We start from the raw sequence: 21,385 nt of genomic DNA, 5'->3' as shown, positions 1-21,385 counted from the left end.
CGTGGTGAGACCGCCCAGCGCGCGTTCGGTAGTTCCCGGCCCCGGTCGGCTCGGCCTCGTCGAGCCGACCGCGCCCGCCGAGCTCGCTCGACTCGGATGGAACGACGCCGAGAGCGTCGAACTGCTGTGGGCGCTGTCCCGTGCCCCCAACGCCGACCTGGCCCTGCGTACCCTCGCGCGCCTGGCCGACGCGCTCGGTGACGACTGGGCCGAGCTCGACTCGGCACTGCGCTCCGACACGCGCCTGCGAGGTCGGTTGTTCGGGCTGTTCGGGGCGTCCTCGGCCCTCGGCGACCACGTGGTCGCCAATCCCGATCGCTGGAAGATGCTCGCGGGCAGCGCTGCGCTGCCCGACAAGCACACCTTCACGGCGCGGATGCTCGACAGCGTCGACGCGGAGCCCGAACCCGACGGGCGTCCCGGCCGGCTGATCCACCGGGCCGGGCTCGTCGGCCCCCACGCCGTCGCGGCGCTGCGCACCACCTACCGCGACCAGCTCATGCTGATCGCCGCCGCCGATCTCGCGGCGGTCGTCGAGAACGAACCGGTGCTGCCCTATCTCGAGGTCGGAGCGCTGCTCGCCGACCTCGCCGACGCGGCGCTCACCGCAGCCCTCGCGGTGGCGGTGTCCACGGTGATCCCGGAGGGCCCGTGCCCGATCGACCTCGCCGTCATCGCGATGGGAAAGTGCGGTGCGCGCGAACTGAACTACGTCAGCGACGTCGACGTCGTCTTCGTCGCCGAACCCGCCGATTCCCGCGCGAGCCGGATCGCCGGGGAGATGATGCGTATCGGGACGTCGGCCTTCTTCGAGGTCGACGCCGCGCTGCGACCGGAGGGTAAACGCGGCGAGCTCGTCCGCACCCTCGAATCCCACGTCGCCTACTACAACCGGTGGGCCAAGACCTGGGAGTTCCAGGCGTTGCTCAAGGCACGGCCGATGACCGGGAACCTCGACCTCGGCCGCCGGTACATCGACGCCCTGAGCCCGATGGTGTGGACCGCCTCCGAACGCGAGGACTTCGTGCCCGACGTGCAGGCGATGCGCCGCCGGGTCGAGGAGATGGTGCCCCCCGATCTGCGCGAACGCGAACTCAAGCTCGGACGCGGCAGCCTCCGCGACGTCGAGTTCGCCGTGCAGTTGCTCCAACTCGTACACGGTCGCGTCGACGAAGCGCTGCGCGTGCCCAACACCGTCGAAGCGCTGTGCGCGCTCGCCGACGGCGGGTATGTCGGGCGCGACGACGCGGCGAACATGCGGGCGTCCTACGAGTTCCTCCGTCTGCTCGAACACCGGCTGCAGCTCCAGCGGCTCAAGCGGACCCACACCCTTCCGCCGCCCGAGGACCGCGAGGCGTTGCGGTGGCTCGCGCGTGCCGCGCACATGCGGCCCGACGGACGCAAGGATGCGCTCGGCGTCCTCGAATCGGAGATCAAGCGCAACTCGTCGCGGATCCGGAAGCTGCACGCGCGCCTGTTCTACCGGCCGCTGCTCGATTCGGTGAGCAAGCTCGACAAGGAAGCCCTGCGACTGTCACCCGACGCGGCCGTCCGTCAGCTCGCGGCGCTGGGTTACAACGCTCCGCAGCACGCGATGGAACATCTGGCGGCGCTGTCCGGGGGAGCGTCCCGCAAGGCACGCATCCAGGCGCTCCTGCTCCCGCAGTTGCTCGAGTATCTCGGTGAGACAACGGATCCCGATGCCGGTCTGCTCGCCTACCGGCGGCTGTCCGACGCGCTCTACGACACCGTCTGGTTCCTGCGGGTGCTGCGCGACGAGCCGGCCGTGGCCGAACGTCTCATGACGGTGCTCGGTTCGTCGGCCTACGTCGCCGATCTGCTGGTGAAGTCTCCCGACGTCATCCGTCTGTACGCCGATGCATCGACCGGGCCGCGGTTGCTCGAGGCGAACCCGCCCGAGGTGGCGCGCGCCCTCGTCGCGTCGTCCTCGCGTTACTCCGACCCCGCTCGCGCGATCGCCGCGGCGCGCTCGCTGCGCCGCGCCGAACTCGCGCGCGTCGCGAGCGCCGACATCCTCGGCATGCTCGATGTGCCGCAGGTGTGCCGGGCGCTGTCCACGGTGTGGGCGGGTGTCCTCGAAGCCGCGCTCGACTCGGTGATCCGGGCCTCGGAGCAGGCCCGCGGACCGGCGCCGGCGCGCATCGCGGTGATCGGGATGGGCCGGCTCGGCGGCGGCGAACTCGGTTACGGATCCGACGCGGACGTGCTGTTCGTGTGCGATCCGCTGCCGGACGCCGACGAGACCGATGCGGTCAAGTGGGCGACGAGCATCGCCGAACAGGTACGGCGACTGCTCGGTGCGCCGAGCACCGACCCCCCGCTCGAGGTCGACCTGGATCTGCGTCCGGAAGGTCGCAGCGGTCCGATCGTCCGGACGTTCGCGTCCTACCGGGCGTACTACACGCAGTGGGCCGAGGTGTGGGAGGTGCAGGCGCTGCTGCGCGCACACGCCGTCGCCGGCGACCGCGAGCTCGGCACGCGCTTCCTGCACATGATCGACGACGTGCGGTATCCCGAGGGTGGGGTCTCCCAGGAGGCCGTCCGCGAGATCCGGCGCATCAAGGCGCGCGTGGATTCCGAGCGGCTGCCGCGCGGTGCCGACCCGGCCACCCACACCAAACTCGGACGGGGTGGCCTCGCCGACATCGAGTGGACCGTGCAGCTGCTGCAGCTCCAGCACGCCTACCGGCTCCCGGCGCTCCGCACGACCTCGACGCTCGAGGCACTCGACGGGATCGGAGCCGCCGAACTGCTCAGCGCGACCGACGTCGAACTCCTGCGTGCGGCATGGATCACCGCGACGGATGCGCGGAACTGTCTCGTGCTCGTCCGCGGCAAACCGACCGATCAGCTCCCGGGGCCGGGGCGGCTGCTCGAAGCAGTTGCCCGCGTGACGGGCTGGCGTGGTGAGGACGCGTCGGAGTTCCTCGACCACTACCTGCGCGTCACGCGTCGTGCGCGGGCGGTCGTCGAGCGGGTGTTCTGGGACTGACGGCGATCAGTCGCAGAAGACGACGAGTGCGAGTCCTCGCCAGACCTCGATCTCGGTCTTCTCCCACTCTTGGTCCTTGTGGTCCCAGTCGTACTCGACCTCGACGTCGTAGCCGCGGTCGCGTTGCTCTGTCACCCTGCAGTTCTGCATGGTGCTGCCGGACCGGTTGAGGATGATGTAGGGGACTCCCGCGTCGGAGAGCACCTGTTGTGCCTGCTCCTGCGACATCCCGACCACCGAGACGGAGGTCTGGGCCGCTGCGGTGCCCGAGAGTGCGACGGACAGGGGGACGGGGGACAGCATGACGGCGGCGCATGCTGCTGAAACGAGGGATCTACGCATGGGTGGCCTCCCGAGGAGACGTGTCGTTCGGATACGGACCATGTCGCATCCGCTCCCCCGCGAGCGGGTGTGACGAACATCACCAAGGCTGTGTCTCCACGGTACACCTGTGTGCAGTACGGCTGTCCAGTCGGTTTCGGAAACCCCTCCGACCTGCACACATCCACCTGCGCACGACGGAGCCACCCGCCGAACACGACGGGTGGCTCCGGGGTGGTGCGTCAGGCGCGGTCGTGGACCGCCGACGCGGTCACTTCTTCAGATCGAAACGGTCCAGGTTCATCACCTTCGTCCAGGCCGCGACGAAGTCGCGGACGAACTTCGGGCCGGCATCGTCGGTCGCGTAGACCTCGGCGAGCGCCCGCAGCTGCGAGTTGTGCCCGAAGACGAGGTCGACGGCGGTCGCGGTGTACTTGACCTGATCCGAGCCGCGGGCGCGTCCCTCGTAGACGCCCTCCTGGTTCTGCGAGACCTTCCACTCGGTTCCCATGTCGAGCAGATTGACGAAGAAGTCGTTCGTCAGGGTCTGCGGGCGGTCGGTGAAGACCCCGTGCTTGCTGCCGCCGTGGTTCGCGCCGAGCGCACGCAGGCCACCGACGAGCACCGTCGTCTCGGGAGCGGTCAGCGTCAGCAGGTTGGCGCGCTCGAGGAACAACTTCTCGGGCGGGAGCTTCTCGCCGCCGCGCAGGTAGTTGCGGAAACCGTCGTGCTTCGGCTCGAGCACCTCGAACGACTCGACGTCGGTCCACTCTTGCGTCGCATCGGTGCGGCCGGGGGAGAACGGAACCGTGATGTCGTGTCCCGCATCCTTGGCGGCCTTCTCGACCGCGGCGTTACCGGCGAGCACGATCAGGTCCGCCAGGGAGACCTTCTTGTTGCCGCCCGAGCCGTTGAAGTCCTGCTGGATGCCCTCGAGGATCTGCAGCACCTGTGCGAGCTGCTCGGGTTCGTTGGCCTCCCAGTTCTTCTGCGGCTCGAGTCGTACGCGGGCACCGTTCGCGCCGCCGCGCTTGTCGGTGCCGCGGAAGCTCGCGGCCGACGCCCAGGCGGTGGCGACGAGCTGCGGGATCGTCGCTCCCGAGTCGAGGATCTTCGCCTTGAGGGAGGCGGCGTCGCTGTCGTCGATCAGCTCGTGGTCGACCTCCGGCACCGGGTCCTGCCAGATCTGCGGTTCCGGGATCCACGGTCCGCGGTACCGCGAGATCGGACCCATGTCGCGGTGCAGCAGCTTGAACCACGCCTTGGCGAACTCCTGCTCGAGTTCCTCGGGATGGTCGAGCCAGCGTCGGGTGATCTCGCCGTAGACGGGGTCGTAGCGCAGCGCGAGGTCGCTGGTGAGCATGCCCGGCGCGTGCTTCTTCGTCGGGTCGTGGGCGTCGGGCACGGTGTCCGCGCCGGCGCCGCCCTTCGGCGTCCACTGCCACGCACCGGCGGGGCTCTTGGTCTTCTCCCACTCGTAGGCGTACAGCGTCTCGAGGAAGCTGTTGTCCCACTTGGTCGGCGTCGGCGTCCAGGTGACCTCGAGACCGCTGGTGATCGTGTCGCCACCGACACCGGTGCCGTACGAGTTCTTCCAGCCGAGACCCTGCTGTTCGATCGGGGCACCCTCGGGTTCGGGCCCGAGGTTGTCGGCCGGGGCGGCACCGTGAGTCTTGCCGACGGTGTGACCGCCGACGATCAGCGCGGCCGTCTCGACGTCGTTCATCGCCATCCGGGCGAACGTCTCACGGATGTCGCGTCCGGACGCCAGGATCTCCGGGTTACCGTTCGGGCCTTCGGGATTGACGTAGATCAGACCCATCTGCACGGCACCCAGGGGGCCCTGGAGCTCACGCTCACCGGCGTAGCGTTCGTCGCCGAGCCAGGTGTCCTCCGGGCCCCAGAAGACCTCGTCGGGCTCCCAGATGTCCTCGCGGCCGAACGCGAAGCCGAACGTCTTGAAACCCATCGACTCGTAGGCGCAGTTGCCGGCGAAGACCAGCAGGTCTGCCCACGAGAGCTTGCGGCCGTACTTCTGCTTGATCGGCCACAGGAGACGACGGGCCTTGTCGAGGCTGACGTTGTCGGGCCAGCTGTTGAGCGGCGCGAACCGCTGCGCACCCTTGCCGCCGCCACCGCGGCCGTCGGCGATGCGGTAGGTGCCGGCCGAGTGCCAGCTCATGCGGATGAACAGCCCCCCGTAGTGGCCGAAGTCGGCCGGCCACCAATCCTGGGAATCCGTCATCAGGTCGATCAGATCCTGACGGAGCGCCTCGACGTCGAGGGATTCGACTTCCTTCGAATAGTCGAAGTCGGGTTCCATCGGATTGGACAGCGGTGAATGCTGGTGCAGGACCGTCAGATCCAGCTGGTCCGGCCACCAGTCCTGATTGGTCCTGGGCCGGTGCGGTGACGGCTCGGGGGTGGGGATTGCCGGGTTTTCGCTTTCGGACACTGCGGTTTCCTTCCGGATCAGGGTCGATCGGACCGATTCAGGGCTGTTGTCGTGGTTCGTCTGTCGAACAGTCGCGGCACAGGCCCCAGAAGACGACGTCCGCCTCGTCGACATCGAAACCTGCGTCGTCCACCGGCGACAGGCAACGCGAGTCGCCGATGGTGTGGTCGACATCCGAGATCGCGGCGCAGGACCGGCAGACGAGGTGGTGATGACTGTCGCCGACACGCACCTCGTACCGCGCGTGGAAACCTGCGGGCTGGATACGTCGGAGGAGGCCGTGTGCCGAGAGAGCGTGGAGGATGTCGTACACGGTGTGCCGGCCGATGCCGGGAACGACGGCGCCGACCGCTTCGAAGATGCGATCGGCATCGGCGTGCGGGTGCTCGTGCGCCGCATCGAGCACCGCCAGACGCTGTCGGGTCACGCGAAGACCGGCTGCGCGTAACCTCTCGGAGAAATCCCGCGTCGAGGGCACGTGCCCACTATGGACCACGTTTCTGGAATCGGTCGCGATTTCGCCGGATTCGATGACGAACTAACGATTCTCGCGCGCCGAACCGGGTTTCGCCCCTGCTGCAGCACGGGCAAGCCCCGTTTCGGCGCGCGGGAATGCCGAACGGAAGGGTGCGGACAAGGCGAGAGGCCGCCCGTCCCGGAAGGGACGAACGGCCTCTCGAAGAGTGCTTACCGGACTCGACTCAGCAGTCGAAGTACAGCTGGAACTCGTAGGGGTGCGGACGCAGGTTGACCGGAGCGATCTCCTGCTCGCGCTTGAGCGAGATCCAGGTCTCGATGAGGTCGGTGGTGAAGACGCCGCCCTCGGTGAGGTACTCGTGGTCGCGCTCGAGGTTGTCGATGACGGCCGACAGGCTGGTGGGAGCCTGCGGAATGTTCTTGGCCTCCTCCGGCGGGAGCTCGTAGAGGTCCTTGTCGACCGGCGCGAGCGGCTCGATCTTGTTCTTGATGCCGTCGAGGCCGGCCATCATCTGCGCTGCGAAGTTCAGGTAGGGGTTACCCGAGGAGTCGGGAGCGCGGAACTCGAGGCGCTTGGCCTTCGGGTTGTTGCCCGTGATCGGGATACGCACGGCGGCCGAACGGTTGCGCTGGCTGTACACGAGGTTGATCGGAGCCTCGTAGCCCGGCACCAGGCGGTGGTACGAGTTGATCGTCGGGTTCGTGAAGGCGAGCAGCGACGGCGCGTGGTGCAGGATGCCGCCGATGTACCAGCGAGCGAGGTCGGACAGACCCGCGTAACCGGACTCGTCGTGGAACAGCGGCTTGCCGTCCTTCCACAGCGACTGGTGCACGTGCATGCCCGAGCCGTTGTCGCCGAAGAGCGGCTTCGGCATGAAGGTGGCGGTCTTGCCGGCCTTCCACGCCGTGTTCTTGACGATGTACTTGAACAGCTGCAGGTCGTCGGCCGCGGAGAGCAGCGTGTTGAACTTGTAGTTGATCTCGGCCTGGCCGCCGGTGCCCACCTCGTGGTGGCCGCGCTCGAGCTCGAAGCCGGCGAGCTGCAGGTTGGTGGAGATCTCGTCGCGCAGGTCGACGTAGTGGTCGTACGGAGCGACGGGGAAGTAGCCACCCTTCGGACGGACCTTGTAGCCGCGGTTCGGGGTGCCGTCGGCGTTGTACTCGGCGCCGGTGTTCCACGAGCCGGAGATCGAGTCGAGCTCGTAGAACGCGCCGTTCATCTTCGAGTCGTAGGAGACGGAGTCGAAGATGTAGAACTCGGCCTCGGCACCGAAGAAGGCAGTGTCGGCGATGCCGGTGCTGACCAGGTACTCCTCGGCCTTACGCGCGACGTTGCGGGGGTCGCGGCTGTAGGACTCGCGGGTGAACGGATCGTGGACGAAGAAGCTGACGTTCAGGGTCTTGGCGGCACGGAAGGGGTCGATGCGGGCGGTCGTCACATCGGGGAGCAGGAGCATGTCCGACTCGTGGATGGACTGGAAGCCCCGCACGGAGGATCCGTCGAATGCCAGGCCGTCCTCGAAGACGTCCTCGTTGAACGCCTTCGCCGGGATCGAGAAGTGCTGTTCGATGCCGGGCAGGTCCGTGAAGCGGATATCGACGTACTCGACGTTCTCTTCCGCGATGTACTTGATGACCTCTTCGGCCGTGGTGAACGCCACGCTTGTGCTCCTTCAGTCGGTGCGCGCCATGGGTGCTGGGCGCCTGCGTCGGATCAGACGTTATGGATCTGGTGTTGCCCGTCCATCAAGCCTATGTTTCGCGGGTGTTACACATGCCTTCGTCCTGCTGTGAGGTCGAAAAGGTGGTATAAGTCACCACGGCCAACATGGGTCGACGCTGGTCCGCCCACAAGAGCTTATCCTGGTGCCATGGCACGCATGACGGGCAGTTGGCTTTCCGGGCCTGCTGCGGCGCTTCCCAAAGGTCTCCAGCAGGAGCAGGACTATCCCGGGCAACTGCTCGGTCTCCCCGAACACGGCCCCGGCTCCATGGTGCCCACCGTCCGCCGGGTGCTCGCCCTCGCGGTCGACTGGTTCATGTCCATGGCGATCGCCGCGGGCCTCGTCGGCGGCAACCCGCTCGAGAGCCCGCTGCTGTCGTCGTACACCCTCATCATCTGGTTCGTGGTGGGCGTGGGATGCGTGAGCCTGTTCTCGTTCACCCCCGGCCAGTTCGTCGCCGGACTGCAGGTCGTGCGGGTGGACGCCCCCGCGCGGGTCGGCGTCCTGCGCGCGCTCGCGCGTCAGGTACTGCTGGTCTTCATCGCTCCGGCGCTCGTCACCGACATCGACGGTCGCGGCCTCCAGGATCGCGCCACGGGCACCGCGGTCGTTCGTTCGCGCTGATCGCACAGGCGTCCGTTCGAACCGGTCCGTTCGCGTCGACCTCCGAGAACTTCACCGCACACGCCGAAGGCCGCCTTCGTCCATCGGACGAGAGGCGGCCTTCGGTGTGGTCCGGACGATCAGCGGCGACGCATGGTGCGCTGCACGCTGCGCATCTTCGCGCCGGCGGGAAGCGGACCCTTGGGCATGGCCGGCCCGGACTTCTTCGTGCTCAGTGCGGACAGGCGACCCTCGATGGTGTCCATCCGCTTGGTGTCGATGTTGCGGGGCAGCTTGTTCAGACGCTTCTGCAGCTGGGAGAGGGGAATCTGGCCCTCCTCGTTGCCGACGACGAACTCGTAGATCGGGGTGTCGCCGACCAGACGCGCGACCCGCTTCTTCTCCTGTGCCAGCAGGCCCTTCACGCGACCGGGATTGCCCTCACCGACGAGGATGATGCCGGGACGTCCGATGACGCGGTGCACGGCGTCGAGCTGGGTGGTGCCCGCGACCGCCTGGCTCACGCGCCACGCGCCCTGCAGGTTGTCGAGTGCCCACGCGGCCGCACCGGCCTGGCCGTCGGCCTTCGCGTACACGCTCTTCTGTACGCGGCGCCCGAAGATGATGAAGGCCAGCAGGACGCCGACGAGGATGCCGACCGGCAGCAGGAACCACTGGATGCCGAAGATCAGGCCGACGACGAAGAACACCACGATCGAACCGACGAGGGCACCGATCATCCACGGCAGGAGTGCCTTGTCCTCCTTGCGCTGGATCTGGAACGCCTGCCACAGCTGGGTTCTACGCTCCTTCGACGCCTGCTTGCGTGCGGCCTTCGCCGCAGCCTTCGCTTCCTTGTCGTTCTTACTGCCCTTCGCCATGTACACAAGGATACGGCCCCGGTGGTGGCACGTTTACCACCACCGGGGCCGCCCGAGGACCTGCCGCGACGAGCGGCGAGAGGTCAGTTGCCGAAGCGCGCCAGAACGGCACCGGCTTCCTGGGACGCCGTGCCCTCCTCGGCGAGATGCGCCTGGTCGGCGGGCAGTTCGCGGCCGTGGTGGGCCATCGCCTGCGCGTACAGGCGACCGGCACGGTACGACGAACGCACCAGCGGCCCGGCCATCACACCGGCGAACCCGATCTCGCGGGCCGTCTCGGAGTGGTCGACGAACTCCTGCGGCTTGACCCAGCGCTCGACCGGGTGGTGGAGCGGGGAGGGCCGCAGGTACTGGGTGATCGTGATGATGTCGCAGCCGGCGTCGTGCAGATCGTGCAGCGCCTCGGTGACCTCTTCGGGGGTCTCACCCATACCGAGGATGAGGTTGGACTTGGTGACCAGTCCGAAATCGCGGGCCTGCCGGATCACGTCGAGCGACCGCTCGTAACGGAAGGCCGGACGGATGCGCTTGAAGATCCGCGGCACGGTCTCGACATTGTGCGCGAGCACCTCGGGACGCGACTCGAAGACCTCCTGCAGCAGATCGGGCTTGCCGTTGAAGTCGGGGATCAGGTTTTCGACGCCGGTGCCCGGATTGAGCGCGTGGATCTGCTTCACCGTCTCGGCGTACAGCCATGCGCCGCCGTCGGGCAGATCGTCGCGGGCGACGCCGGTGATCGTGGAGTAGCGCAGACCCATCGAACGGACCGACTCGGCGACACGGCGCGGCTCGTCGCGGTCGAGCGCGGTGGGCTTACCGGTGTCGATCTGACAGAAGTCGCAGCGACGGGTGCACTGCTCGCCACCGATGAGGAAGGTCGCCTCGCGGTCTTCCCAGCACTCGTAGATGTTGGGACAACCGGCTTCCTCACAGACCGTGTGCAGACCTTCGCGTCGCACCAGGCCCTTGAGGTCGGTGTACTCCGGGCCCATCTTCGCCCGGGTCTTGATCCAGTTGGGTTTGCGTTCGATCGGCGTCTGCGCGTTTCGGGTCTCGATCCGCAGCAGCTTGCGTCCTTCTGGGGCCACAGTCACGCACTCGATCGTACGCCGCCGGTCCTGCCCGGACCCGGCGGGTGTGACCGCCCCTCAGAACCGGTGCGTCGTGAATTCCGGGGTGGTGGTGGGAATTCCGGACGCCCCCACTGCCTGCTCGAAGGTGACCCGCTCGATGTCGCACTCGGTCACGGGGATTCGGCCGTCGAGAGCGGCGATGACGGCCTCGGTGACGGCGGGGACGACGTCGTCGACGGTGACCTCCCGGCCGAGTTCGCCGGTGAGCGACGCGACTCCGGCGTCGCGGATGCCGCACGGGACGATCGAGTCGAACGCGTCGAGAGCCGAATTGCAGTTGAGTGCGAAGCCGTGCATGGCGACACCACGTTGCACCCGGATGCCGATCGCAGCGATCTTGCGTTCGGGGAGCCAGTGCCCGTCACGCAGCTCGGCGGGAAGCCAGACACCGGAGCGTCCTTCCACGCGGCCGCAGTTCAGGCCCATGTCGGTACAAACGCGGATCAGGCCCTGTTCGATGCGACGCACGTAGCCGACGACGTCGATCGGCTCGGCGAGCTTGACGATGGGGTAGCCGACGAGCTGCCCGGGGCCGTGCCAGGTGATCTTGCCGCCGCGGTCGACGTCGATGACGGGCGTGCCGTCGGTGGGACGGTCGCCGTCCTCGGTGCGGCGCCCGGCCGTGTAGACGGGCGGGTGTTCGAGCAGGAGCAGGGTGTCGGCGCCGATGCCGTCGGCGCGCTCGTTCGCGAGTTCGCGCTGCCTCTCCCAGGCCTCGAGATAACCGATGGTTCCGAGACGTGCGACGGCGACGGGAGCCGAATCGGAACGGGCGGAAGACGAGGGATCACTCATGTTCCTGAACTCTACGCCGCACCGCAGGAGGAGGGCACCCGCTGTGGCGCGGACGCCGACGGGGGCATCACCGCAGTGGTGATGCCCCCGTCGGAGGTCGTCCGGAGGTCGTCCGGATCCGGAAACCTACAGTCCCAGATCGGCCTCGAACGCGCCCTCCTCGAGACGATGCTTGATCGTCTTGAGGAAACGGCCCGCGTCGGCACCGTCGATCAGGCGGTGATCGTAGGTGAGCGGCAGGTAGCACATCGAGCGGACGCCGATGGACTCGTTGCCGGTCTCGTCGATCACCACGACCGGACGCTTGACGATTGCGCCGGTTCCGAGCATCGCGGCCTGCGGCGGCACGAGGATCGGGGTGTCGAACAACGCGCCCTGGCTACCGATGTTGGTGATGGTGAAGGTGCCACCGGCCAGCTCGTCGGGCTTGAGACCACCCTTGCGGGCACGCTCGGCGATATCGGCGATCGCGCGGGCGAGCTCGGCCAGCGACAGGTCGCCGGCGTTGTGGATGACCGGGGAGAGCAGACCCTGCTCGGTGTCCACCGCGATGCCGAGGTGCTCGGCCGCGTGGTAGGTGATCTCCTTCTTGCTGTCGTCGAAGGAGGCGTTGACGTTCGGGTGCGCACGCAGCGCCTCGACGACGGCCTTCGCGAAGAACGGCAGGAAGGTGAGGTTGACGCCCTCGCGCTCGGAGAACGTCTTCTTCGCCTGCGCACGCAGCTGGGCGATCTTGGTGACGTCGACCTCGAAGGTCTGGGTGAGCTGCGCGGTGGTCTGCAGCGACTCGAGGGTCTTCTTCGCCGTGATCTGGCGGATGCGGTTGACCTTCTGGGTCGTTCCGCGCAGCTTGGCGAGCTCGGGACGGACACCCGGAGCCGGACCGGCCGGAGCGGCGGGCTTCTGCTCGCCACCGGCGGCCTTGCCGCCCTCGGCGGCTGCGAGGACGTCCTGCTTGCGGATGCGGCCACCGACACCGGTGCCCTTCACCGTCGACAGGTCGACGCCGTGCTGCGAGGCGAGCTTGCGCACGAGCGGGGTGACATACGGGGTCGCACCGCTCGGGGTGGACTCCTCCTGGGGCGCGGGCTTCGGGGTGGTCGCCGCGGTCCCGACCGGCTTCGGTGCGGGAGCCGGTGCGGCCTGCTCGACCTTCGGGGCCTGCTGCTGTGCGGCGGGCTTCTGTTCGGCGGGCTTCGGAGCCTCCTTGGGAGCTTCCTGCTTGGGAGCCTCCTGCTTCGGCGCCGGCTTCTCCTCGGCGGGAGCGGACTGCTGGGCCGGGGCCTCGCTGCCGATGACGGCGAGTTGGCCGCCGACCTCGACGGTCTCGTCCTCCTGCGCGGTGATCTCGGTGAGGATGCCGGCGACCGGGGAGGGGATCTCGGTGTCGACCTTGTCGGTGGAGACCTCGAGGAGCGGCTCGTCCACGGCGACCTCGTCGCCGACGGCCTTGAGCCAGCGGGTGACGGTGCCTTCGGTGACCGACTCGCCCAGTGCCGGCATGGTGACCGAGGTGCCCTCACCGCTGCCACCCGAGGATGCAGGCTTCGCAGGCTCGGACGGAGCCGGAGCGGCCTCCTCGGACGGCTCGGTGGCCGGGGCCGACTCCTCTGCCGGGGCGGACTGCTCGGCGGGAGCGGACTGCTGGGCCGGGGCCTCGCTGCCGATGACGGCGAGTTGGCCGCCGACCTCGACGGTCTCGTCCTCCTGCGCGGTGATCTCGGTGAGGATGCCGGCGACCGGGGAGGGGATCTCGGTGTCGACCTTGTCGGTGGAGACCTCGAGGAGCGGCTCGTCCACGGCGACCTCGTCGCCGACGGCCTTGAGCCAGCGGGTGACGGTGCCTTCGGTGACCGACTCGCCCAGTGCCGGCATGGTGACCGAGGTGCCCTCACCGCTCCCACCCGAGGATGCGGGCTGCGCGGGGGCGGACTCGGCGGCGGGCTCCTCCGCGGGAGCCTCTTCGGCCGGTGCCTCTTCGGCGGCGGGAGCGGAATCTCCACCGGCTTCCTCACCGGCGTCACCGATCACGGCCAGTTCGCCACCGATCTCGACCGTGTCGTCCTCCTGGGCGACGATCTTGACCAGCACGCCGGCTGCAGGCGACGGGATCTCGGTGTCGACCTTGTCCGTGGAGACTTCGAGCAGGGGCTCGTCGACTTCGACCGTGTCTCCTTCCTGCTTGAGCCATCGCGTGACAGTTCCCTCGGTGACGCTCTCACCAAGCGCTGGCATCTGGACGGAGAAGGCCATGTCTGTTGACTCCTCGACGGTTGTGTTCGTGTGTGTTGAGTTGTACCGACTCGTGGTCGCCGACCATTGTGTGGTCGTTGACCATTGTGCGCGGGGCGGGAACCCCGTGCCTGCTGGTTCACGTGTTCGGTCGGGCCGATACCGGCGGGGCATGGCCCCTCCCATCCTTGCACCTATCTTTCGGTGATGTTCGGGGAGGGGCGGATCACCTCACACCGGGGGTTCCGCTGTTGCCGATCACACCGGTCCTCTCCCTTGCCCCGGACGGGCCCGTAGGAGAGGACCGGTGCCGAAGATCATCCGTTGGCGGCGACGTCCTCGATCACGGCGAGCATCGTGCGCACGGGCACGCCGGTGCCGCCCTTGCCGACGTAACCGAACGGTCCGCCCGTGTTGAAGGCCGGGCCGGCGACGTCGATGTGCGCCCACTGAACACCCTCGGCGACGAACTCCTTCAGGAAGATGCCGGCCGTGAGCATGCCGCCCCACCGGTGCGGGGAGACGTTCGCGAGGTCGGCGACGCGGGACTCGAGATCGCCGCGCAGTTCCTTCGGGAAGGGCATCGCCCAGCCGTTCTCACCGACCTCCCGGGACAGCGCCGCCACGCGGTCGCGGAACTCGTCGTGACCCATGACGCCCGGCGTGCGGGTGCCGAGGGCGACCATCTGCGCGCCGGTGAGGGTCGCGGTGTCGATGAGGTAGTCGGGATCGTCCTCGCACGCGCGCACGATCGCGTCGGCGAGGATCAGGCGACCCTCCGCGTCGGTGTTGATGACCTCGACCGTGGTTCCGCCGTACTGGGTCAGCACGTCGCCCGGACGCTGCGCGGTCGACGACGGCATGTTCTCGGCCATCGGCACGGTCGCGGTGACGTCGGCGGCGACACCGAGCTTCGCGGCGAGTACGACCGTCGCGACGACCGCGGCGGCCCCGGCCATGTCGGAGGTCATCGCCTCCATACCGGCGGCGGGCTTGATGGAGATGCCGCCGGTGTCGAAGGTGATGCCCTTGCCCACGAGCGCGACCTTCGGGGCCTTCCGCTTCTTCGACGAGTAGGACAGGCGCACGAGACGCGGGGGACGCGACGAGCCCTTGCCGACGCCGACGATGCCGCCGAAGCCCTTCTTCTCGAGCGCCTTCTCGTCGAGGATCTCGACCTTCAGGCCGGCGGCCTCACCGAGCGCCTTCGCGCGCTCGGCGAACTCGGCCGGGAACAGGTGGCTCGGCGGGGTGTTCACGAAGTTCCGGGCCGTCGCGACGGCCTCGGCGATCGCGACGGAGCGGGTGAGGGCCGCCTTGGCCGCGCGGTCGCGGGTCGACGGCACGAGCAGCTCCACCCGCGCGACGGGCCGCGCGTCCTCCTTGGGGGCGGACTTCTCCGACCGGAACTCGGTGTAGGTGTAGGCGCCGAGCGCGAAGCCTTCTGCTGCGGCACCGAGGTCGACGGCGGACAGCGTGGTCGCGACCGTCTCCACACCCGTCAGCGCGCGTGCCGCGGTACCGGCGGAGCGGCGGACCTGCTCGGCGTCGATCTTGTCGGCGTCGCCGAGACCGACGGCGAGCACGCTCGCCACGGGCAGGGAGACAGGTGCCGGCACGCGGGTGAGCTCCTCGCCGCGGCCCTTCGCGCCCACGGCGACCAGGGCGTCGAGCAGTTCGCCGAGAACCGCTTCGTCGATCGGTGCGTCGCCGGCGAGTATCTCGGGGGTGGCGTCGGAGGAGGTCACGCCGATCACCAGGACATCGGCTCGTTTCGAAACCGAACCGGCGAGAACGAGTTCGGGAAGATCGGGAGTGGGTGCACTCACAGGGCATCTCCTTGGGGCTGGGTCGGGAACGAGCGAGTCGTTCTCTTACGGCGTCGTTCGGTGCGAGGGGAATCGCCTCGATGCCATCGACCCTAATGACAACGACGCCCGGCGTCGCTGTCGGACACGATGGCCGTGGGATAGCGTCGTACGCCATGAGCGACGAGGAACTGAAGCAGGGCCCCATCCACACCGTGCACGTCGAACTCGGTGCGACCTTCGCTCCGTTCGGCGGTTGGGAGATGCCGGTCTCCTACGCCGGGACGGTCGCCGAGCACACGGCCGTGCGCGAGAACGTGGGACTGTTCGACGTCAGCCACCTGGGCAAGGCGCTCGTCGCCGGACCGGGTGCCGCCGAGTTCCTGAACACCACGCTCAGCAACGATCTCACCCGGATCGGCCCCGGCAAGGCGCAGTACACGCTGTGCTGCACCGAGACCGGCGGTGTCGTCGACGACCTGATCGTCTACTACGTCTCCGACGACGAGCTCTTCCTCGTTCCGAACGCGGCCAACACCGCGGCGGTCGTCGAGGCGCTGTCCGCGGCGGCGCCGGCCGACGTCACTGTGACGAACCAGCATCGCGACCACGCGGTGTTCGCCGTCCAGGGCCCGAAGTCCGTCGAGGTCCTCGAGGCGCTCGGCCTGCCCACCGACATCGCCTACATGGGATTCGCCGACGGCGAGTACGAGGGTGCTGCGGTGCGTGTGTGCCGCAGCGGCTACACCGGTGAACGCGGCTACGAGGTGCTGCCGCGCTGGGACGACGCCGAAGGTGTCTTCCGCGCGCTGCTCGACGCCGTCCGCGCACAGGGTGGTCAGGCCGCCGGTCTCGGCGCCCGCGACACCTTGCGCACCGAGATGGGCTACGCGCTGCACGGGCACGAGTTGTCCGTCGACATCTCGCCGCTCGAAGCGCGGGTCGGATGGGCCGTGGGCTGGAAGAAGCCGCAGTTCTGGGGCCGCGACGCGCTGCTCCGCGAGAAGGAGGCGGGCCCGGCACGGAAACTGTGGGGCCTGCGGGCGCTCGACCGCGGCGTCCTGCGTCAGGACCTGACGGTGCGTCGCGACGGTGACGAGGTCGGGCGGACCACCTCGGGAACCTTCTCGCCGACTCTCAAGATCGGCATCGCTCTCGCGCTCCTCGACACCTCCGCCGGACTCGAACCCGGCGACGAAGTGACCGTGGACGTGCGCGGACGATCGCTGCGTGCCGAAGTGGTGGCTCCGCCGTTCGTCGAGGACCACACCAGATAGCGGTTCTGCGGGCGGTTGTACCATTGTCGTCCATGACAGGTGTCCTCGAATTCGCCCGCGTCCAGCATCCTTCACCGAGCTCTGCGGAGCGGCGCCAGGAGGTTCTGTCGAATCCCGGATTCGGGCAGTACTTCACCGATCACATGGTGTCGATCACGTACACCGACGGAATCGGCTGGCACGACGCGAAAGTCGAGCCGTACGCACCGATCTCGCTCGACCCGGCGGCAATGGTCCTGCACTACGGGCAGGCGATCTTCGAAGGCCTCAAGGCCTACCGTCAGGCCGACGGCAGCATCGCGTCGTTCCGCGTGACCGCCAATGCCGCGCGCATGAACCGGTCCGCGGAGCGGCTCGCGATGCCGTACCTGCCGCCGGAGCTGTTCGTGAAGGCGATCACCGAGCTGGTCGAGGTCGACAACGAGTGGGTCCCCGCCGCGGGTGGCGAGGATTCCCTCTACCTGCGTCCCTTCGCGTTCGCGATCGAGCCGGCTCTCGGCGTGCGGCCCGCGAAGGAGTACAAGTTCCTCGTCATCGCGTCTCCGGCGGGTGCCTATTTCCCGCGCGGCGTGAAGCCCGTCAACGTGTGGCTCTCCCGCGAGTACGTGCGCGCCTCCCCGGGCGGCACCGGCGCCGCGAAGTTCGCCGGCAACTACGCGGCCTCGCTCGTCGCGCAGGCCCATGCCGCCGAGCAGGGTTGCGACCAGGTGGTCTGGCTCGACGCGATCGAGCGCAAGTACGTCGAGGAGATGGGCGGCATGAACCTGTACTTCGTGTACGGGTCCGGTGCCGACGCGCGCCTGGTCACGCCGGAGCTGTCCGGCTCGCTGCTTCCCGGCATCACCCGCGACTCGCTGCTCACCCTCGCCAAGGACTCCGGTCTCGCGGTCGAGGAGCGGCGCATCAGCACCGACGAGTGGCGTGAGAAGGCCGCCAGCGGTGAGATCACCGAGGTGTTCGCGTGCGGCACCGCCGCGGTCATCACGCCGGTCGGCAGCGTCAAGGACAAGGACGGCGAGTTCACCATCGCCGACGGTGAGCCCGGCCCGATCACGATGGCCCTGCGCGACACCCTCACGGGCATCCAGCGCGGTACCTTCGCCGACACCCACGGGTGGATGACGACGCTGCGCAAGTGACGTAGCCACGAACGACGCGAGGGGTGCTGCCGGATTCGGCAGCACCCCTCGTCATTTCCGGACGTAGTGCGATCTAGAGCAGACTCGCCGCCGCCACCGCGACGGCGGCAACCGTGCCCTCGGTGACCGCGCCGAGCACGTCACCGTTCATGCCGCCGAAGCGCGCGGCGCAGTGGCGGGCGAAGAGAACCGCGGCGACCAGTACCACCGCGACGACGAACGGTCCGGACGGGATCGGCCCGGGCAGGCACACGAGCGACAGTGCCACGGCCGCCACCGTCCATACCACGATCGGCACGACGCCCTGTGTCCCTGCCACGAGTGAGCCGAAGCCGCTGCCGGGCGCTGCCGGTACGCCGCGTCGGCACGCGACGACCACGGCCACACGTCCCGAGAAGACCGCGAACGCGATCGCCCACCACGCGTCGGTGTCGGCGAGCGCGCCGAACGAGGCGGCCTGCAGACCGAGGACGACGACGAGCGCCGCGACACCGAAAGGGCCCGCGCCGCCGCTGTGCATCACCTCGCGCGCCCGCTCGGGCGGGCCGTAGCAGCCGAGACCGTCGGCGGTATCGCTCAGACCGTCGACGTGCATTCCCCGGGTGCCGACCGCCAGCACCCCGACACACAGCAGACCCGTCACCAGCGGTGGCGTCCCGACGGCGGAACCGACCAGGCAGACGACCGTGGCCGCGGCAGCGAGCACGGCACCGGCGATCGGCGCCGCGGAGATCGCACGACCCGCGACCGTCCGGTCGATTTCCGACGGGCCTCGCGCGGGCAGGACCGTCAACCACGACAGGGCCAGCGCGGCCCCACCGAGCCAGGCGCGGATCATCAGTCGGTGATCGCCGGAGCGCTCTCGTCGCGGGTGCTCACGCCCGCTTCGGAGAAGGTGGCCATCTGCGCGAGGATCGCAACCGCACCCTGCAGCACCGGCAGCGCCGTGACGGCACCCGAGCCCTCCCCGAGGCGCATTCCGAGGTCGACGATCGGTTCGAGCCGGAGATGACGCAGCGCGAGGGTGTGGGCGGGTTCGGCCGACCGGTGGCCGGAGACCCACCAGCGTGCCGCGCCGGGTGCGAGTTCCTCGGCGACCATCGCGGCGGCGGTGACGACGACGCCGTCGAGGATCACCGGCGTCCGGCGGATCGCGGCCTGCGCGAGGAATCCAGCCATCGCCGCGAAGTCGGCGCCGCCGGCGGTGCGCAGCAGGGCGACAGGATTTCGTACGTGGGGTCGTGCCCGCCACATGGCGTCGCGGATCGCAGTGACCTTGCGCATCCACCCCGCGTCGTCGACGCCGGTGCCGCGGCCGACCGCGGCCACGGGCTCGGTGGAGGTGAGGGTGGCGATGAGAACGGTTGCAGGAGTGGTGTTCCCGATCCCCATATCACCCGCGACGAGCAGATCCGCGCCTTCGTCGACCTCGCGGTCGGCGAGCGCACGGCCTGCCTCGATCGCGCGGATCGTCTCCTCGTGCGTCAGTGCGTCCTCGCGGTCGATGCTGCCGCTCGAGCGCCGGATCTTGAACTCGGACACCTCGGGGGAGGTGTCGCTCTCGACGGCCATGTCGACGACCCGCACTCCCGCTCCTGCGGCAGCGGCGAGCACGTTCACGGCGGCGCCACCCGCGGACAGGTTCGCGACCATCTGCGCGGTGACCTCCGGCGGATAGGCCGAGACCCCGTTGCGCGCGACGCCGTGGTCGCCTGCGAAGACCACGACGCGCGGCCGGCGGAAGGGATGGGGCGGGACCTCGCCCTGGCAGGCGGCGACCCAGCACCCGAGTTCCTCGAGCCGGCCGAGCGAGGCGGCGGGCTTCGTCAGATCCCGCTGGCGTTCCTCGGCGGCGACGCGTGCTTCGAGATCGGGTAGGTCGACGCGCGGGAACTCGACGTCGGCGGGGGAATCGGAACCGCTGGTCACAGGTCACCTCTCGGACGGATCTTCACGCGAGAACGCTATCAACCGCCCGGTCTGGCAGGAATTCGACGTTATGCGTCATCACTGCCACTTTTCGGCGACGGGGGTCGGTCGGAGGATCGAGACATGATCGAACTCACAATCACGGTCGTGGTCCTGTCCACCCTGGTCGTCGGACTCGAGCTGCTCCGCCGAAGGACCGCTCCCGCGCCGGCCTGGGTCCGGCGCGCACCCTGGCGGCTCCACTGGGATCGCCCCGCGGAGACGACTCGGCCGCGGCACCGCATGTCTCAGGACATGCAGGCCGCGGCCGAGATCCGGCGGCTACCGCCGATCGTGTGCGGGGCGCCTCACAACTGAGGGTCGCCGGGAGGTCAGACGGCGTCGCCCGGGCCCACCCGGGGGAGCGGTGCACGCAGCTTCTTGATCTGGGAGGCGCGCACGAAGGCGTACCAGCCGAGCCCGAAGCCACCGTCCGTCGAATCCGGGAAGCGCTCGCGCGCCTTCTTGTTGACCATACGTCCGAGGTAGATGCCCTCGATGATCATCAGGAACATCATCACGAACATCGCGAGCGTGACGTACTGCTGCACCACCGGTCCGAGGAACATCGACATGATGAGAACGAGGGCGAGCGGCATGAACAGGCCGACGAGATTGCGCCGGCTGTCGACGATATCGCGCACGTAGGCGCGCACCGGGCCGCGATCGCGGGGGAGCAGGTACTTCTCCTCGCCCGCGAGCATCCGGTTGCGGCGCTCGGACGCGTCGGCGCGCCGCTGCGCGGCGGCCGCCTTGCGCTCCTCCTTGCTCTGCGACTTGCGGGCGGCCTTGCGGCGCTCGCGTGCTTCCTTCGTAGTCAGGGGAGCGGGGGCGACGGGACCGCGACGACGGTTCTCGGCGTCGCGCCGTTTGGGCGTCGGACGCCCCTTACCGGTCGTCGCTTTCGCGGACGCGGAATCGTCGGGAGTCGCGGCCGGGGAGTCCTCGGTCGCAGGAACCTGGTGATCGGCGGAGTCGTCGGAACCACCGCGGCGTAGCAACTTCACACCACCAGGCTATGGGATAGTGGAGAGAAGCGGGAAATTCCGCATGCCATACCACGCTCGGCGCAACTCGTCCACGAGGAATAGATTCCGGCGCGGTACCGTTGAACCATCGGGTTTCGACACGAACGACAGGGAGCGCCCATGACTGTGCAGCAAGAGACCGATACTCACGGCGTCATCCTGACCGAGGCCGCCGCTGCGAAGGCGAAGGCACTGCTCGATCAGGAGGGCCGCGACGACCTCGCACTGCGTATCGCCGTGCAGCCCGGAGGCTGTGCCGGTCTGCGGTACCAGCTGTTCTTCGACGATCGCACGCTGGACGGAGACCTCACGAAGGAATTCGCCGGTGTGACGCTCGCCGTCGACCGGATGAGCGCGCCGTACGTCGAGGGTGCGTCGATCGACTTCGTCGACACCATCGAGAAGCAGGGCTTCACCATCGACAACCCGAATGCCACGGGATCGTGTGCCTGCGGCGACTCGTTCAACTGAACCGAGAACGCACCTCGGAACCCCGGCGCTTCACGGCGCCGGGGTTCCGTCGTTTCCGCG

General features: G+C 68.7%; 18 protein-coding genes. 6 read left to right on the top strand and 12 right to left on the bottom strand.

The features are described 5' to 3' along the window. The first annotated feature begins 1 nt into the window (after position 1). Positions 2 to 3,013, top strand: a complete 3,012-nt coding sequence (locus U9J23_RS14770) for a bifunctional [glutamine synthetase] adenylyltransferase/[glutamine synthetase]-adenylyl-L-tyrosine phosphorylase (RefSeq protein WP_272267302.1) — start codon at positions 2 to 4, stop codon at positions 3,011 to 3,013. A 6-nt stretch (positions 3,014 to 3,019) separates the two neighbouring features. On the opposite strand, the gene U9J23_RS14765 is transcribed toward U9J23_RS14770, so the two are convergent. The 4 genes from U9J23_RS14765 to glnA all read right to left on the bottom strand — a co-directional run bounded on the left by U9J23_RS14765 (position 3,020) and on the right by glnA (position 7,927). Further along, positions 3,020 to 3,355: a hypothetical protein gene (locus tag U9J23_RS14765; RefSeq protein WP_064059832.1), complete on the bottom strand. Its 336-nt coding sequence runs from the start codon at positions 3,353 to 3,355 to the stop codon at positions 3,020 to 3,022. 250 nt (positions 3,356 to 3,605) lie between these two features. After that, positions 3,606 to 5,789 (bottom strand): catalase/peroxidase HPI, encoded by a 2,184-nt coding sequence (gene katG / locus U9J23_RS14760; RefSeq protein WP_095092032.1) that lies wholly within the window; start codon positions 5,787 to 5,789, stop codon positions 3,606 to 3,608. Positions 5,790 to 5,826: 37 nt separating this feature from the next. Continuing rightward, complete coding sequence (locus U9J23_RS14755) at positions 5,827 to 6,216, bottom strand: Fur family transcriptional regulator (RefSeq protein WP_059380886.1); 390 nt, start codon at positions 6,214 to 6,216, stop codon at positions 5,827 to 5,829. Between the two features lie 274 nt (positions 6,217 to 6,490). Beyond that, positions 6,491 to 7,927 (bottom strand): type I glutamate--ammonia ligase, encoded by a 1,437-nt coding sequence (glnA, locus tag U9J23_RS14750; protein WP_016694971.1) that lies wholly within the window; start codon positions 7,925 to 7,927, stop codon positions 6,491 to 6,493. Between the two features lie 210 nt (positions 7,928 to 8,137). Between glnA and U9J23_RS14745 the strand changes: the two genes are divergently transcribed. Then, the gene (locus U9J23_RS14745) at positions 8,138 to 8,614 is read left to right on the top strand and encodes an RDD family protein (RefSeq protein ID WP_059380887.1); all 477 of its coding nucleotides are present in this window, start codon (positions 8,138 to 8,140) and stop codon (positions 8,612 to 8,614) included. Positions 8,615 to 8,733: 119 nt separating this feature from the next. Here U9J23_RS14745 and U9J23_RS14740 read toward each other — a convergent pair whose 3' ends face one another. From U9J23_RS14740 to U9J23_RS14720, 5 genes are all read right to left on the bottom strand, one after another. Further along, the gene (locus U9J23_RS14740; protein ID WP_059380888.1) at positions 8,734 to 9,474 is read right to left on the bottom strand and encodes a DUF4191 domain-containing protein; all 741 of its coding nucleotides are present in this window, start codon (positions 9,472 to 9,474) and stop codon (positions 8,734 to 8,736) included. 83 nt (positions 9,475 to 9,557) lie between these two features. Then, positions 9,558 to 10,568 carry a lipoyl synthase gene (gene lipA / locus U9J23_RS14735; protein ID WP_026061742.1) on the bottom strand — a complete coding sequence of 337 codons (1,011 nt, stop codon included), beginning with the start codon at positions 10,566 to 10,568 and terminating at the stop codon, positions 9,558 to 9,560. A 54-nt stretch (positions 10,569 to 10,622) separates the two neighbouring features. Continuing rightward, on the bottom strand, positions 10,623 to 11,402 hold the full coding sequence (gene lipB / locus U9J23_RS14730; protein WP_059380889.1) for a lipoyl(octanoyl) transferase LipB: 780 nt from the start codon (positions 11,400 to 11,402) through the stop codon (positions 10,623 to 10,625). A 126-nt stretch (positions 11,403 to 11,528) separates the two neighbouring features. Beyond that, positions 11,529 to 13,655 (bottom strand): 2-oxoglutarate dehydrogenase, E2 component, dihydrolipoamide succinyltransferase, encoded by a 2,127-nt coding sequence (gene sucB / locus U9J23_RS14725; RefSeq protein WP_283479235.1) that lies wholly within the window; start codon positions 13,653 to 13,655, stop codon positions 11,529 to 11,531. Between the two features lie 296 nt (positions 13,656 to 13,951). Then, positions 13,952 to 15,463, bottom strand: coding sequence for a leucyl aminopeptidase (locus U9J23_RS14720; RefSeq protein ID WP_085468405.1), 1,512 nt, complete (start codon positions 15,461 to 15,463; stop codon positions 13,952 to 13,954). 155 nt (positions 15,464 to 15,618) lie between these two features. Between U9J23_RS14720 and gcvT the strand changes: the two genes are divergently transcribed. Both gcvT and U9J23_RS14710 read left to right on the top strand, forming a co-directional pair. Further along, positions 15,619 to 16,719, top strand: a complete 1,101-nt coding sequence (gene gcvT / locus U9J23_RS14715) for a glycine cleavage system aminomethyltransferase GcvT (protein ID WP_106199384.1) — start codon at positions 15,619 to 15,621, stop codon at positions 16,717 to 16,719. Positions 16,720 to 16,751: 32 nt separating this feature from the next. Further along, positions 16,752 to 17,858, top strand: a complete 1,107-nt coding sequence (locus U9J23_RS14710) for a branched-chain amino acid aminotransferase (protein WP_106199386.1) — start codon at positions 16,752 to 16,754, stop codon at positions 17,856 to 17,858. Between the two features lie 73 nt (positions 17,859 to 17,931). Here the strand turns inward: U9J23_RS14710 and U9J23_RS14705 are convergent, their stop codons facing one another. Together U9J23_RS14705 and cobT are read right to left on the bottom strand one after the other, a co-directional pair. Next, positions 17,932 to 18,696, bottom strand: a complete 765-nt coding sequence (locus tag U9J23_RS14705) for an adenosylcobinamide-GDP ribazoletransferase (RefSeq protein WP_059380903.1) — start codon at positions 18,694 to 18,696, stop codon at positions 17,932 to 17,934. Continuing rightward, positions 18,696 to 19,787 carry a nicotinate-nucleotide--dimethylbenzimidazole phosphoribosyltransferase gene (gene cobT, locus U9J23_RS14700; protein ID WP_059380904.1) on the bottom strand — a complete coding sequence of 364 codons (1,092 nt, stop codon included), beginning with the start codon at positions 19,785 to 19,787 and terminating at the stop codon, positions 18,696 to 18,698. The genes U9J23_RS14705 and cobT overlap by 1 nt, the downstream gene beginning before the upstream one ends. 123 nt (positions 19,788 to 19,910) lie before the next feature. Here cobT and U9J23_RS14695 point away from each other — a divergent pair, with 123 nt between their 5' ends. Further along, on the top strand, positions 19,911 to 20,144 hold the full coding sequence (locus U9J23_RS14695) for a hypothetical protein (protein WP_059380905.1): 234 nt from the start codon (positions 19,911 to 19,913) through the stop codon (positions 20,142 to 20,144). Between the two features lie 14 nt (positions 20,145 to 20,158). Here the strand turns inward: U9J23_RS14695 and U9J23_RS14690 are convergent, their stop codons facing one another. Then, positions 20,159 to 20,833 (bottom strand): DUF3043 domain-containing protein, encoded by a 675-nt coding sequence (locus U9J23_RS14690; protein WP_059380906.1) that lies wholly within the window; start codon positions 20,831 to 20,833, stop codon positions 20,159 to 20,161. Positions 20,834 to 20,974: 141 nt separating this feature from the next. Between U9J23_RS14690 and U9J23_RS14685 the strand changes: the two genes are divergently transcribed. Then, entirely contained in the window at positions 20,975 to 21,325 is a 351-nt protein-coding gene (locus U9J23_RS14685) for a HesB/IscA family protein (RefSeq protein WP_006554400.1), read from the top strand. Positions 21,326 to 21,385: the final 60 nt, after the last annotated feature.

Source organism: Rhodococcus sp. PD04 (assembly GCF_035918275.1).
Lineage (GTDB): Bacteria > Actinomycetota > Actinomycetes > Mycobacteriales > Mycobacteriaceae > Rhodococcus > Rhodococcus rhodochrous.
This window is presented reverse-complemented; position numbering and strand designations above follow the sequence as displayed.